Origin of the sequence: Leclercia sp. AS011 (assembly GCF_037152535.1) — a bacterium.
In the GTDB taxonomy this organism is placed as follows: Bacteria; Pseudomonadota; Gammaproteobacteria; order Enterobacterales; family Enterobacteriaceae; genus Enterobacter.
This window is the reverse complement of record NZ_JBBCMA010000001.1, coordinates 1,279,134-1,292,703: the sequence shown is the minus strand read 5'-3', so window position 1 is coordinate 1,292,703 and position 13,570 is coordinate 1,279,134. Positions and strand designations below refer to the sequence as shown.

Below are 13,570 nucleotides of genomic sequence, written 5' to 3'. Positions count from 1 at the left end.
AGGAGCAACCGATGGCTGCGAACATCAATAATCAGATGCTGGACGCCATTCTGGCGCAAGTACGTCCCTTACTGGGCCAGGGCAAAGTGGCCGATTACATTCCGGCGCTTGCCTCGGTCAACGGCAACAAGCTCGGGATTGCCATTCGTACCGTCGATGGTCAGCGCTTCCAGGCCGGGGATGCCACCGAACGTTTCTCCATTCAGTCGATCTCAAAAGTGCTCAGCCTGGTGGCGGCCATGCGTCAGTATGACGAAGACGAGATCTGGCAGCGGGTAGGGAAAGATCCCTCCGGCCAGCCGTTTAACTCTCTGCTGCAGCTGGAGATCGAGCAGGGCAAACCGCGCAACCCGTTTATCAACGCCGGGGCGCTGGTGGTGTGCGATATGCTGCAAAGCCGTCTCAGCGCCCCGCGTCAGCGGATGCTGGAGATTGTGCGCCAGCTCTCCGGGGTCAGCGATATTGCTTACGACACCCTGGTGGCTAAATCAGAGTTCGAACACTCGGCGCGCAATGCGGCGATCGCCTGGCTGATGAAGTCGTTCGGCAATTTCCATAACGATGTCTCGACGGTGCTGCAAAACTACTTCCACTACTGCGCCCTGAAGATGAACTGCGTTGAACTGGCCGACACCTTTCTGTTTCTGGCCGCCCAGGGCTATGCGCCGCACCTCTCAGAGCCGGTGGTCACGTCGATGCAGGCCCGGCAGGTGAATGCCCTGATGGCCACCAGCGGCATGTATCAGAATGCCGGTGAGTTTGCCTGGCGCGTGGGGCTGCCTGCCAAATCGGGGGTTGGTGGCGGGGTGGTGGCGATTGTGCCGCACGAGATGGCGATTGCGGTCTGGAGCCCGGAGCTGGACGAGACGGGGAACTCCCTGGCCGGCGTCGCGGTGCTGGAGCGTCTGACCCAGAAGCTGGGCCGCTCGGTCTATTAACCGGATCCGACCCGGGGGCTGACGACTGACAGTTAAGCCCCCTTAACGGAGTGGTGATTGTACCCCCCCTGATGTGATATACATGAGTCCCAAACTTTTAACATTCACCCGCGCGGGTGATAAATCATTGTTAAAAGCAACCCTATGGATTGATATTGCATGTCTTCTGACTCCAGCAGAACATTCGCGCTTTTTCAGCCGGAAAGCCCCCTGCGTAATGCGGTGGGAATATTTGTCCTGACCACGCTGTTCTATTTTATTGGCGCGCAGCTGCGTCTGGTGGAATCACTGTCGATGTTCTGGCCGCTAAACGGCGTCATGGCAGGGGTATTTGCCCGTTACGCTTACCTGAACCGGCCGCACTATTATGCGCTATCGTATTTCGCCATGTTGGTCTATGACGCCCTCACCACCAACTGGGGCATCACCTCGCTGGGCATCAACCTCTCGAATATGGTGTTTATCGTCATGGTTGCCCTGCTGGTCCAGCGCGACAGGCGGCTGAAAAACCGCACCCCGGATCCGGTAAATGCCCTGCGGTTGTTTAACTATTGTCTGGTGGCCGCGCTGCTCTGCGCGCTGCTCGGGGCGATGGTGTCGGGCGGGGTGGATAATCGCGCCTTCTGGCCGCTGGTCGCCGACTGGTTTAGCGAACAGTTTTCCACCGGGGTACTGATTGTTCCCTGCATGCTGACCATCACCTGGCCCACCTTTAAGCGGACCCTGCGGGCCAGCCATCTGATGCCGGTGGTGTTACTGATTATCTCGGTGGCGGCCTCGGTGGCAATTGGCGGGGCCGGTGCGCTGGCGTTTCCAATGCCAGCCTTGATCTGGTGCGCGGTGCGCTATTCACTACCAGCGACCTGCCTGTTGACCTTTGTCACCGGGGCGGTGGAGATCACCCTGGTCGGCAACTCCATCATTACCATTCTGGCGACCACGCCGATCACCACGCCGATGATGTTCTCTGCCCGGCTGGGGATCGCCACTATGGCTGTCTGCCCGGTGATGGTCTCGGTCAGCATGGCGGCGATCAACTCGCTGATCCGCCAGGTCTCCCTGCGCGCCGATTATGATTTCCTGACCCAGGTGTACTCCCGGTCCGGGCTGTACGAGGCCCTGAAGCGCGATGAGGGCACACGTAAAAGCCCGCTGCTGACCGTGATGCTGCTGGATATCGACTATTTCAAAAGCATCAATGACAACTTCGGTCACGAGTGTGGCGATACCGTGCTCGCGGCCTTTGCGCGTAAAGTGCAGGAGACGGTAGGGAACGAGGGACTGGTGGCGCGGATGGGGGGCGAGGAGTTTGCGGTGGTGGTCAATACCGTGTCGGCGCAGCAGGGGTACGGCCTGGCGGAACGTATCCGTACCACTATTGAACAACATCCGTTCAACTGGCGCGGGCAGGTACTGTTTTTGACCGTCAGTATCGGGCTGGGCAACGGAAAATCGGATCCCTGGAAGCGAACGGAAATTTTCAATCGTCTGATGAGCGAAGCGGATGATTATCTGTATCGTTCGAAAAAAGCAGGCCGAAATCGCACCAGCGCGCGAATGACAGAGATAACGACTGCCGTACAAAATGCAGCGCCATCTGAGCAGGTATAATCGTTTGCCTGCCCGGTGGGGCGGGCCCTGCCATATATTCACAAAACTGATAAATGCCTTGATACGAATTTTATCCGTCAATAATATAATAGGGTGATTATTTCGGAAAATTCGTGTGATGAACGGAACTGACAGACTCAGTAAACCCCCTCGCGTGCCTGGCAGTCGGTTTATCAAACGCATGTTTCTGATGCGAGTGCTTGGAACATTTCTCTGCTTTTTCCCCATTCTTTCCGTCCTGGTGGAGCATCAACGTTCACCCTGGCTAATGGGTCTGCTGGGGATCAACGCCTTTATCTGGCCGACGCTGGCCTTCTGGCGCGCCCGTCGCTCCACCACGCCGCTGAGTACGGAACACCAAAACCTGATACTGGACGCCGGGGCAGGCGGGTTCTGGATCGCCATGATGGCGGCGAACCCGCTGCCGTCTCTCGCCATTGCCAGCATCTTAATGGCTGACCGGCTGGCAGCGGGCGGATTCCCGCTGATGAAAAAAGCCGGTGCGGTGATGCTGGTGGTCTTTATGGCCAGCTGGCTGACGCAGGGGATGGCGCTTATCCCCTGGGTGTCCCAGCGCACGATGTACGCCACGCTGCCGCTGATCGGCATCTATACCGTGGCGCTGAGTTTGCTCACCAACAGCATCGCCATGCGGCTGCGCTTTAAGTCCCGCGAGCTGGAACGCATTGCGATGATGGATCCGCTCCTCGACATTGCCAACCGCCGTCTGCTGGAGAAGCGAATCGACAATGAGCTGCATAAACTGCGGCAGACCTGCCGCGAATCGGCATTGATGTTTATCGATATCGACAACTTCAAAGAGGTGAACGATCGCTTCGGTCATAAGGTGGGGGATATGCTTTTGGTGACAGTGTCACAGATACTACATGTCGCCACCCGGCAGAGCGATACCCCGGCGCGGCTGGGCGGCGACGAGTTTGTGATCCTGCTCCCTGATACCACCCTGGAGGAGGCGCACGTGGTCGCCAGCCGGATTATGGATGCCGCCGCGGTGATCGACGGCGTGGCGGAAGAGGCGGTCCCGTGTACGATGAGCATCGGCATTGCTATCGCCACCCGGGAGATGGGAAATGTCACAGACTGGCTGCAGGCAGCCGATATTGCCCTCTATCAGGCGAAGCGCGAAGGTAAAAATAGGATATTCGCCCATTGACCGGCGTCATAATGCGCTAAGCTTTTAAAAAGCCTGATGTCCGGAGTCTGTATGAAATCCCCCTTTTTACCCCAGAATGAAGTGGCGCGTCTTGGCGCCTTGCGCGAATCCGGGCTGCTTGAGACTGAAAATAATCCGACCTACGACCGGTTGACCCGCCTGGCAAAACGCCTGTTTGCGGTACCGGTGGCGATGATCAACCTGGTTGACGAGCACGTGGTGGTGGTTAAATCCGCGGAGGGTGCTGATGCCACCAATCTGCCGCGCAACCTCTCTTTTTGCGGCCATACCGTATTCAATAATTCGCCGCTGGTGGTGCCCGACACCTTAGACGATGTCCGTTTTGCCGATAATCCACTGGCCACCGACGACGTTCCGGTGCGGTTTTATGCCGGTTATCCGCTGCATCTGCCCAATGGGGCCACGGTGGGATCCCTGTGCATTATCGACCATCAGCCGCGGCAGTTTTCCGCGGCCGACGTTGCGGCGCTGGCCGATCTGGCGGCGCTGGTAGAGGTGGAGTTCGCCGCGACCTGCGCCACTATCATCGACAATCTGACCGGACTGTATAACCGCCGCGGTTTTCACCATCTTGCCACCTACGTCATTGGTGCCGCGCGCCGTCGGGCAGAGCCACTGACTCTCGCCTGGCTGGATCTGGATCGCTTTAAACAGATCAACGCCCGCTACGGTCGCGCCGATGGCGATAACGCCCTGAAGGCGATGGCCGGGCTGCTGAGTTCCACCTTCCGCGAAGCCGACGTGCTGGCGCGCTACGGCGGGGACGAGTTCGCGATCCTGTTTGCCAACAGCGACGAGAAGGGCGCATGGATTGCCATGCAGTATCTTACCGAACAGGCCGCGGTGTGGAATGAGCATGCTGAATATCCCTGGGCGCTCTCTTTCTCCTGGGGCGTCATCGAGTTTAACCACGATCGCGACGATCTGGAGAGCTGGCTGAAAACCGCCGACCGGATGATGTACTCCATGAAACAGCAGCGCGGTACCGGCTGCTGAGATAAGAAAATCCTCTGACAGTCTCTCTTGTGTTACAAAAATGTAAAGCGCATGGTGTTGCCGTTGATTAAAAGGAGAATAATGATGACATCACCTGCTATTCATATTTTTTCGCGCGACGACATCCTCGCGCACCTTCCTCAGTTAGCTGACATTCTGCACAGCTGTGTCACCGGCGGCGCGTCGGTAAGCTTTATGCTGCCCTATAGCCTCGAGCAGGCCAGCGCGTTCTGGCGCGGTGTGGCCGAGAGCGTCGGGCGCGGGGAGCGGACTCTGCTGGTGTCGACCAATGCTGAGGGCCAGCTCACCGGCACCGTGCAGCTGATCACCGATCAGCCTGACAACCAGCCGCACCGGGCGGATGTCGCCAAACTGCTGGTTCACCAGAACGCGCGCCGCTGCGGCGATGCGGGACGGTTAATGCAGGCCCTGGAAAATGTTGCCCGGGATCAGGGTAAGACGGTGCTGGTGCTGGACACTACCACCGGCAGCGGGGCAGAGATCTTCTATCAGCGGGCGGGCTGGCAGAAAGTGGGCGAGATCCCGCGCTACGCCCTGATGCCTGACGGTGAGATGGCGGCCACCTCAGTGTTCTACAAATTCTTATAGATCCTGTCACAATTCACCGCGTATTTGATCAAAACAGGGGTTCGTGGTCGTTAAGTTTTGATAAGTTATCGTACCAATCTTATCAGGCTGTATGACTAATCATTACAAGGACCCCATTGTGAACACACTGAACCGTCGTGATTTCCCCGGAGCGCTCTATCCTGAACGTATCATCCAGTTTGGTGAGGGCAACTTCCTGCGCGCGTTTATTGACTGGCAGATCGACCTGCTCAATGAACATACCGACCTCAATGCCGGTATTGCGATTGTCCGCCCGATCAAAAGCGATTTCCCGCCTTCCCTGAGCACCCAGGACGGCCTCTACACCACCATTATTCGTGGCCTGAACGAGCAGGGCGAAGCGGTCAGCGACGCTCGCCTGATCCGCTCGGTTAACCGCGAAATCAGCGTTTACGACCAGTACGATGAATTCCTCAAGCTGGCCCACAACCCGGCGATGCGTTTTGTCTTCTCCAACACCACGGAGGCGGGGATCAGCTATCACGCCGGGGATAAATTCGAGGATGCCCCTGCGGTGAGCTATCCGGCGAAACTGACGCGTCTGCTGTTCGAGCGCTTCAGCCATTTCAACGGCGCTGCCGATAAAGGCTGGGTGATTGTCCCTTGTGAGCTGATTGACTATAACGGCGAGGCGCTGCGCGAGCTGGTGCTGCGCTATGCTCAGGAGTGGGCGCTGCCGGCGGCCTTTACCCAGTGGCTGAACGACGCCAACAGCTTCTGCTCAACGCTGGTTGACCGTATCGTCACCGGCTATCCGCGTGATGAAGTGGCCCAGCTTGAAGCCTCTCTTGGCTATCACGATGCTTTCCTTGATACCGCCGAACACTTCTATCTGTTTGTGATCCAGGGGCCGAAATCCCTGACGCAGGAGCTGCGTCTCGACAAGCTGGCGCTGAACGTGCTGATTGTTGATGACATCAAGCCGTACAAAGAGCGTAAAGTGGCGATCCTCAACGGGGCGCACACCGCCCTGGTGCCTGTGGCCTTCCAGGCCGGGCTGGATACCGTGGGTGAGGCGATGAACGACACCGAGATTTGCGCCTTTGTGGAAAAAGCTATCCATGAAGAGATTATCCCGGTGCTGGATCTGCCGCGTGATGAGCTGGCCTCGTTTGCCAGCGCGGTCACGGGCCGTTTCCGCAACCCGTACATCAAACATCAGCTGCTGTCGATTGCCCTCAACGGCATGACCAAGTACCGCACCCGCATTCTGCCGCAGCTTCTGGCAGGGCAGCAGGCCAGCGGCAAACTCCCGGCGCGTCTGACGTTTGCCCTGGCGGCGCTGATTGCCTTCTACCGCGCGGAGCGTAACGGCGAAAGCTACCCGGTGCAGGACGATGCGCACTGGATCACCCGCTTCCAGCAGCTGTGGACCCAGCATAATGACCAGCAGATCACCACCCGCGAGCTGGTGAGCGCGGTGCTGAGCGTCAGCGACCACTGGGAGCAGGATCTGACTCAGGTCAATGGCCTGGTAGAGCAGGTTGCCCAGGATCTGGATGCGATTCTGCACAAAGGGATGCGCGAAGCGGTTAAGCCGCTCTGCTGATCCGTTGAACTTTTCCCTCTCCCTTTTGGGAGAGGGTTAGGGTAAGGGGAAAAACAGGGCACTCTTGTTAACTCCTTTTTACCTTCCTTAGTTACAACATACTTTAACGCTTTCCTGTAATAACACACCTTGCCCCCGTGCGGTTTGCCCTAAGCCTCGCAAAAACATCATCATTTTTTAACATACTTGCAACCGTGACGACGATCACGTTTAATAGTCACCGCTCTTTTTTCCCGATGAAGCTGACTATGATTGTTCGACCTCAACAGCACTGGTTGCGTCTGATTTTCGTCTGGCACGGTTCCGTGCTGACCAAAATCTTTTCCCGCCTGTTTCTAAACTTTTTGCTCTCTATCGTCGTGATCCTGATGTTGCCCTGGTATACCTCACTGGGCATCCGGCTGACGGTGGCACCGTTCAGCATTCTTGGGGTTGCCATCGCCATCTTCCTCGGGTTCCGCAACAACGCCTGCTACGCCCGCTATGTCGAAGCGCGCCTGCTCTGGGGCCAGCTGATGATTGCCTCGCGCTCGTTGTTCCGTGAAGTCAAAAACACCCTGCCGGACGACCCGGCGCTGGGTGAGTTTGTTCGCCTGCAGATTGCCTTTGCCCACTGTCTGCGCATGACCCTGCGCCGACAGCCGCAGGCAGAACAGCTGGCGAAATATCTTTCCGAAGAGAACCTGCGCGTGGCGATGGACTCCAGTTCGCCTGCCAACCGCATACTGCTGATCATGGGGGAGTGGCTGGCGGTCAGACGCCGGAGAGGCGAGCTGTCGGATATCCTGTTCCACAGCCTGAATATTCGTCTGAATGATATGTCGACCGTGCTGGCCGGCTGCGAACGTATCGCCAACACCCCGGTGCCGTTTGCCTACACCCTGATCCTGCACCGTACCGTCTACTTGTTCTGCATCATGCTGCCGTTTGCGCTGGTCAGCGACCTGCACTACATGACGCCGTTCGTGTCTGTGCTGATCTCCTACACCTTTATCTCGCTGGATACCCTGGCGGAAGAGCTGGAGGAGCCGTTTGGCACCGAGAATAACGACCTGCCGCTGGATGCCATCTGCAATGCGATGGAGATTGATTTGCTGCAGATGAACGATGAGCCGGAGATCCCCGCGCGCAAAATGCCGGACAAGTATTACCAGCTGACCTGAGGTCTGCCGTTTTACGTTCAGTTTGTATCACAGTGTATCCGGGCCTGCTCGCGATACAGCAGCTTGCAAAACGGGCCATTTTGCACATATTCGCCATACATCAGAGTGGTGAGATAGCCGGGTAAATTCTACTGACCCGGAGATCCCACCATGATGAACAAACTGGCTTACTTAACCCTGGCCCTGACCCTCTCTTTAGCCACCGTTTCTGCCTGTCAGGCCGAAGCGGCGGGCACCGACTATGCCGCCGGCTTTAAACAGATCCGGCAGATTGACGCCGGCGATCTCAACGTTGGCTATGTCGATATCGGGCCGAAAAATGGCGAACCGGTGATCCTGCTGCACGGCTGGCCATACGACATTCAAAGTTACGCTCAGGTTGCCCCGGCGCTGGCGGCCAAAGGCTACCGGGTGATTGTGCCGTACAACCGCGGGTTCGGGACGACCCATTTTCTGTCGCCCGCTACGCCGCGCAACGGCCAGCCTGCCGCCATGGCGAAAGACGTCATTAACCTGATGGATGCCCTGAAAATCAAACGTGCGGTCTTCGCCGGTTACGACTGGGGGGCCAGAACGGCGGATATCGTGGCAGCGCTGTGGCCGGAGCGCGTGAAGTCGCTGGTTTCGGTGAGCGGGTATCTGATTGGTAATCAGAAGGCCGGGGAAAAACCGCTCCCGCCGCAGGCCGAGTTGCAGTGGTGGTATCAGTTCTACTTTGCCACCGAGCGCGGTGAGAAGGGGTATGCCGCTAACACCCATGATTTTGCCAAACTGATCTGGACCCTCGCGTCCCCTGGCTGGAAGTTCAGCGACGCCACCTTCAACGTCAGTGCCAAAGCGCTGGACAACCCGGATCACGTGGCGGTCACCATCAGTAACTACCGCTGGCGTCTGGGGCTGGAAAAAGGGGAACGTCGCTTCGACAGCTATGAGCAAAAACTGGCGACCGCCCCAACCATCAGCGTCCCGACCATCACCATCGAAGGCGACAATAACGGCGCGCCGCACCCGTTGCCTGAGGTGTATGCCGCGAAATTCATCGGCAAATATCAGCATCGCACCTTTACCGGCAATATTGGCCACAATCCGGCGCAGGAAGATCCGCAGGATTTCGTCAAGGCGGTGGTGGATGCGGATAAGTTATAAGCAATCTATGCTATTTTTGGCGAATCGCTGATTAACAGGAGCTTAGGGTGGAGACAACCGATCACATTCTTGTCGTCGATGACGACCGGGATATTCGCGAGCTGGTCGTCGATTATCTGCTGAAATCGGGCTATCGCGCCACCGGTGCCGCTAACGGCAAAGAGATGCGCGCCGTGCTTGATAAACAGGCAGTCGACCTGGTGGTACTGGATATCATGATGCCCGGTGATGACGGACTGACCCTGTGCCGCCAGCTGCGCAGCGGCCAACATAAAGATCTGCCGATTTTAATGTTGACCGCGCGCCATGACGACATGGATCGCATCCTCGGTCTTGAGATGGGGGCCGACGATTATGTGGTCAAACCCTTTGTGGCGCGTGAGCTGCTGGCGCGGATCAAAGCCATACTGCGCCGCTTTCGCACGCTGCCGCCCAATCTGCAGGTGACCGAAGCCGGGCGGATCATCGCCTTTGGCGAGTGGCAACTGGACACCAGCGCCCGTCATCTGCTGGATGCCACCGGCACCATCGTGGCGCTGAGCGGGGCGGAGTACCGTCTGCTGCGGGTGTTTGTCGATCATCCCCAGCGGGTGTTAACCCGCGATCAGCTGCTAAACCTGACTCAGGGCCGGGATGCTGAGCTGTTCGAGCGTTCCATCGATCTGCTGGTCAGCCGGGTGCGCCAGCGTCTGAATGAGGATGCACGCACACCCCTGTATATAAAAACAGTGCGCAGCGAAGGCTACGTCTTTTCGATGCCGGTGAGCATTCTTGAGGCCAAAGAATGAGGCTCTGGCCGCGTTCGCTGCACTATCGTCTGCTGCTGATCGTCCTGCTGGGATTGTTGCTTGCCAATGGCCTGAGCCTGACCCTGGTCATGTACGAACGGATGAGCAGCGTGCGCAACGTGATGCTGGGCAATCTGCAGGATGATGTCTCCACCAGCGTGGCGATCCTCGACCGGCTGCCTGCGAATGAGCGGGCGCAGTGGCTTCCGCGCCTCGACCGGGATAACTATCACTACATACTGGGGCCGGGAGAGGCGGGCGCGCCGCCCGCGGATGCCCGTTCCCGGGATGCGGTCCGGACGTTAACGGATACCCTGGCGACCCAGTATCCGCTGCGCTTCACGGCGGTGCCGGGGCCGGTTTCCCATATCCAGGCACACCTGACGCTGCGTGACGGCTCGCCGTTGACCCTGGATCTTACCCCGCGGATGCCGCCGGTCGCCCGCTGGCTGCCGGTGGTGTTTATTCTTCAGCTGCTGTTAGTGGCGCTCTGCGCCTGGCTGGCGGTGCGTCAGGTGGTGCGGCCTTTTACCCGCTTTACCCGGGCGGTCGACACCCTTGAACCCGCCAGCCCGAATCCGCTGACCCTCACCGAGCAAGGCCCGCTGGAGGTACAACATGCGGCGCGGGCGTTTAACGCCATGCAGGAGCGGATCCAGACCTCGCTGAAGGAGAGGGCGCAGATCCTTGCCGCCATCTCCCATGACTTACAGACGCCCATCACCCGGATGCGGTTGCGGGTGGAGATGGCCGACCAGCCGGAACTGCGCGACAAACTCACCCAGGATCTGGACAGCATGACCCGGCTGGTACGCGAGGGGATCGACTACGCCCGCTCGTCCGGGGTATCGCCAGAGCCGGTGCGCAACGTCGATCTCTATAACTTTATTGATACCCTGGTGTGTGATTACAGCGATACCGGCAAAAACGTGCAGTTTACCGCAGCCCGCACCGCCGTACCCTTCGCCACCCGTCCGCAGGCGCTGCACCGTATCCTCACCAATCTGCTGGATAACGCTTTGAAATTTGGTGATACCGCGGAGGTGAGGCTGACGGTGGGCGATGACAGGGTGCTGATCGCCGTGGACGATAACGGCCCGGGTATTCCGGAGCAGGAGCTGGCGGCGGTGTTGCAGCCGTTTTACCGGGTGGAATCCTCCCGTAACCGGGACACTGGTGGCACCGGGCTGGGGCTGGCGATTGCCGCCCAGCTTACCGCCCAGTTGGAGGGGCAGTTACAGCTGGCAAACCGGCCCGAGGGCGGGCTTTCCGCGCGCATTACCTTGCCGGTGGTGTGAATTGCCGGGTGGCGGCTGCGCCTGACCCGGCCTACACAACAAGGTCTTGTCCCTGAATGCCCGGCAAGCGTAGCGCCGCCGGGCATTCAGACCGCACCCTTTGTACCGAACTGTATCTCCGCGCTAAACGAATACACCACCTGACAAATCCCCCTGTCCTCCACACATGCCAGACACATCCCCACGCTGTAATAGCCTCACTGTAATCGTCGCAGCCAACCGCTTTAGTGAGGTGAATTATGTTTCTCGTGATCGCATTTTTAGGGGGCATGGTCAGCCTGCTCAGCCCCTGTACGCTTCCCGTCATCCCGCTGCTGTTCGCCGGTTTTCGCGGCCAGAAGCGCCAGCTTGTCGCCATGCTCTTCGGGATGGTGATCATGTTTACCCTGGTTGCCAGCCTGATCACCGTCGCCAGCGACTGGGTGGTCAGCGCCACCCTGGTCGGGCGCTGGATTGCGCTGGGGATGTTGAGCCTGGCTGCGCTGGCCCTGATCTTCCCGACCTTTGCCCAGCGCATCGCCGGACCCGCATTACGCCTTGGCAACGCGATTAATTCCCGCAGCACGCAAACCGGAGGCCAGGCCTCAGCGGTGCTCGCCGGGCTGGCGGTCGGGCTGCTGTGGTCGCCGTGCGCCGGACCGGTTCTGGGGGCGATCCTCAGTCTGAGTATCGCAGGGCATAACCCGATCGCCACCGGTAGCCTGCTGGCGGCTTACGGCAGCGGCTGTGCGGTGATGCTGGCGCTGCTCGGCTTCAGCGGGCAGGCGCTGATTGCGCGGCTGAAAACCCAGTCGGGGCTGATGGACGGGCTGCGAAAAGGGGCGGGCGTGGCGATGCTGATGTCGGTGGCCTTTACCGCCTTCGGTCTGAACAGCGTTTTTCAGGGGGCAAACGGCGTAGCCGACCGTCTGGAGAAAACGCTCCTGCAGCTGGCACCGGAAAGCCAACCTCAGCCAACCCTCCAGCCGGTCGCACAACCGGTCACCACCAGCGCCATGCCGTCCCTTGAGGGGGGCACCGGCTGGCTGAACGGCGATCCCGTCACCCCGGCGTCGTTAAAAGGCAAAGTGGTGCTGATCGACTTCTGGACCTGGGACTGCATCAACTGTCAGCACGCTCTGCCGCACGTCCGCGAGTGGGCCAATAAGTATCAGGCTCAGGGACTGGTGGTGATTGGCGTACATACTCCGGAATATCAGTGGGAAAAACCGCTGGCGTCGGTGCAGCAGGCCATCAACAAATGGCAGCTCCCGTACCGGGTGGTGACTGACAACAACTACAGGATCTGGACCGCCTTCGGTAATCGTTACTGGCCGGCACACTACTTCTTTGATGCCAAAGGGCAGCTGCGCTACGCCTCTTTCGGCGAGGGAAATAACGATAAGCAGGAGCTGGTGATCCAGCAGCTGCTGAAAGAGGCGAAAGCCTGATTAAGGGACACGTCTGGCGACGATAAACAGTCGCGGAAAAGCCAGCAGGATCTGCCCGTTCTCCTGTAGCGGATACTGCTCCTCCAGCAGCTGATGATAGCGGTGCAAATAGCGTTGTTGCTCGCTCTCATTCAGCTCCTGGAGCCAGGGCCGCAGGCCGGTAGCGCTTACCCAGTCGATAATCGCCTGGTGGGAACGCATCTGGTGGTAATAGGTGGTGCGCCAGATATCCACCTCGCATCCCGCCTCGGTCAGAATATCGTAATAGGCATGGACGCCGGGCAGGGCCGTGCGGCCGCGATCCGGATAATCCTGTTCCCAGGCTACCTCACGCATCAGCACGTGGGTCGGCTCCAGGAAGTTATCCGGCATCTGGATCGCCAGTACGCCGTTCAGCTTCAGCAGCGAGACCAGATGCGGCAGCAGTTCGTAATGGTTTTCCACCCACTGCAACGAGGCGTTGGCGTAAATCACGCTCAGGGCCTGTTCCGGGCGATAGTGGCGAATATCGGCCTCAACAAACCGACAGCCCGGCAACGCCGCTCGGGCTTCTGCCAGCATCGCCGGGGACGTATCCACCCCGGTGATATGCGCCGAGGGCCATCGTTGCTGGAGCAGCGCCGTGCTGTTGCCCGGCCCGCAGCCCAGATCGACAACATCGGTGACCTCATCCAGCGCAATGCGGGAGAGGAGCTCTAAAGCCGGGCGGGTGCGTTCTGCGCCGTATTGCAGATACAGGGCGGGGTTCCAGTCGGTCATGCAGGCATCTCCGGTTTGTGCTTTTCAGAAGTGTAGATGATGAGGTTTGCGAAAAGACAGAAATCCG

General features: G+C 58.9%; 12 protein-coding genes. 11 read left to right on the top strand and 1 reads right to left on the bottom strand.

Annotation, left to right across the window (positions count from 1 at the left end):
* The first annotated feature begins 11 nt into the window (after positions 1 to 11).
* The 11 genes from glsB (at position 12) to WFO70_RS05925 (ending at position 12,744) form a co-directional block, all read left to right on the top strand.
* Positions 12 to 938, top strand: a complete 927-nt coding sequence (gene glsB, locus WFO70_RS05975; RefSeq protein ID WP_337015139.1) for a glutaminase B — start codon at positions 12 to 14, stop codon at positions 936 to 938.
* A 159-nt stretch (positions 939 to 1,097) separates the two neighbouring features.
* Positions 1,098 to 2,549, top strand: coding sequence for a GGDEF domain-containing protein (locus WFO70_RS05970; RefSeq protein ID WP_337015138.1), 1,452 nt, complete (start codon positions 1,098 to 1,100; stop codon positions 2,547 to 2,549).
* Positions 2,550 to 2,730: 181 nt separating this feature from the next.
* Positions 2,731 to 3,723: a sensor domain-containing diguanylate cyclase gene (locus WFO70_RS05965; protein WP_337015137.1), complete on the top strand. Its 993-nt coding sequence runs from the start codon at positions 2,731 to 2,733 to the stop codon at positions 3,721 to 3,723.
* A 51-nt stretch (positions 3,724 to 3,774) separates the two neighbouring features.
* Positions 3,775 to 4,740, top strand: coding sequence for a sensor domain-containing diguanylate cyclase (locus WFO70_RS05960; RefSeq protein ID WP_337015136.1), 966 nt, complete (start codon positions 3,775 to 3,777; stop codon positions 4,738 to 4,740).
* An 81-nt stretch (positions 4,741 to 4,821) separates the two neighbouring features.
* The gene (locus tag WFO70_RS05955; protein ID WP_337015135.1) at positions 4,822 to 5,349 is read left to right on the top strand and encodes a GNAT family N-acetyltransferase; all 528 of its coding nucleotides are present in this window, start codon (positions 4,822 to 4,824) and stop codon (positions 5,347 to 5,349) included.
* A 118-nt stretch (positions 5,350 to 5,467) separates the two neighbouring features.
* Positions 5,468 to 6,919 carry a tagaturonate reductase gene (locus tag WFO70_RS05950; protein WP_337015134.1) on the top strand — a complete coding sequence of 484 codons (1,452 nt, stop codon included), beginning with the start codon at positions 5,468 to 5,470 and terminating at the stop codon, positions 6,917 to 6,919.
* Between the two features lie 248 nt (positions 6,920 to 7,167).
* Positions 7,168 to 8,082: a bestrophin family protein gene (locus WFO70_RS05945; RefSeq protein WP_337015133.1), complete on the top strand. Its 915-nt coding sequence runs from the start codon at positions 7,168 to 7,170 to the stop codon at positions 8,080 to 8,082.
* 150 nt (positions 8,083 to 8,232) lie between these two features.
* Positions 8,233 to 9,228, top strand: coding sequence for an alpha/beta fold hydrolase (locus WFO70_RS05940; protein WP_337015132.1), 996 nt, complete (start codon positions 8,233 to 8,235; stop codon positions 9,226 to 9,228).
* Between the two features lie 47 nt (positions 9,229 to 9,275).
* Positions 9,276 to 10,016 (top strand): response regulator, encoded by a 741-nt coding sequence (locus WFO70_RS05935; RefSeq protein WP_337015131.1) that lies wholly within the window; start codon positions 9,276 to 9,278, stop codon positions 10,014 to 10,016.
* Positions 10,013 to 11,314, top strand: coding sequence for an ATP-binding protein (locus WFO70_RS05930; protein WP_337015130.1), 1,302 nt, complete (start codon positions 10,013 to 10,015; stop codon positions 11,312 to 11,314). The genes WFO70_RS05935 and WFO70_RS05930 overlap by 4 nt, the downstream gene beginning before the upstream one ends.
* 239 nt (positions 11,315 to 11,553) lie before the next feature.
* On the top strand, positions 11,554 to 12,744 hold the full coding sequence (locus tag WFO70_RS05925; RefSeq protein WP_337015129.1) for a cytochrome c biogenesis protein/redoxin: 1,191 nt from the start codon (positions 11,554 to 11,556) through the stop codon (positions 12,742 to 12,744).
* Here WFO70_RS05925 and tam read toward each other — a convergent pair whose 3' ends face one another.
* Positions 12,745 to 13,503: a trans-aconitate 2-methyltransferase gene (gene tam / locus WFO70_RS05920; protein ID WP_337015127.1), complete on the bottom strand. Its 759-nt coding sequence runs from the start codon at positions 13,501 to 13,503 to the stop codon at positions 12,745 to 12,747. It lies immediately after the preceding gene.
* Between the last annotated feature and the right edge of the window lie 67 nt (positions 13,504 to 13,570).

Bases quoted from the DNA above. Each gene is read 5' to 3' on its own strand.
- WFO70_RS05960 (WP_337015136.1), top strand. From the start codon at position 3,775: ATGAAATCCCCCTTTTTACCCCAGAATGAAGTGGCGCGTCTTGGCGCC.
- WFO70_RS05945 (WP_337015133.1), top strand. From the start codon at position 7,168: ATGATTGTTCGACCTCAACAGCACTGGTTGCGTCTGATTTTCGTCTGG.
- WFO70_RS05940 (WP_337015132.1), top strand. From the start codon at position 8,233: ATGATGAACAAACTGGCTTACTTAACCCTGGCCCTGACCCTCTCTTTA.
- WFO70_RS05965 (WP_337015137.1), top strand. From the start codon at position 2,731: ATGTTTCTGATGCGAGTGCTTGGAACATTTCTCTGCTTTTTCCCCATT.
- WFO70_RS05970 (WP_337015138.1), top strand. From the start codon at position 1,098: ATGTCTTCTGACTCCAGCAGAACATTCGCGCTTTTTCAGCCGGAAAGC.
- WFO70_RS05925 (WP_337015129.1), top strand. From the start codon at position 11,554: ATGTTTCTCGTGATCGCATTTTTAGGGGGCATGGTCAGCCTGCTCAGC.
- WFO70_RS05955 (WP_337015135.1), top strand. From the start codon at position 4,822: ATGATGACATCACCTGCTATTCATATTTTTTCGCGCGACGACATCCTC.
- WFO70_RS05930 (WP_337015130.1), top strand. From the start codon at position 10,013: ATGAGGCTCTGGCCGCGTTCGCTGCACTATCGTCTGCTGCTGATCGTC.
- glsB (WP_337015139.1), top strand. From the start codon at position 12: ATGGCTGCGAACATCAATAATCAGATGCTGGACGCCATTCTGGCGCAA.
- tam (WP_337015127.1), bottom strand. From the start codon at position 13,503: ATGACCGACTGGAACCCCGCCCTGTATCTGCAATACGGCGCAGAACGC.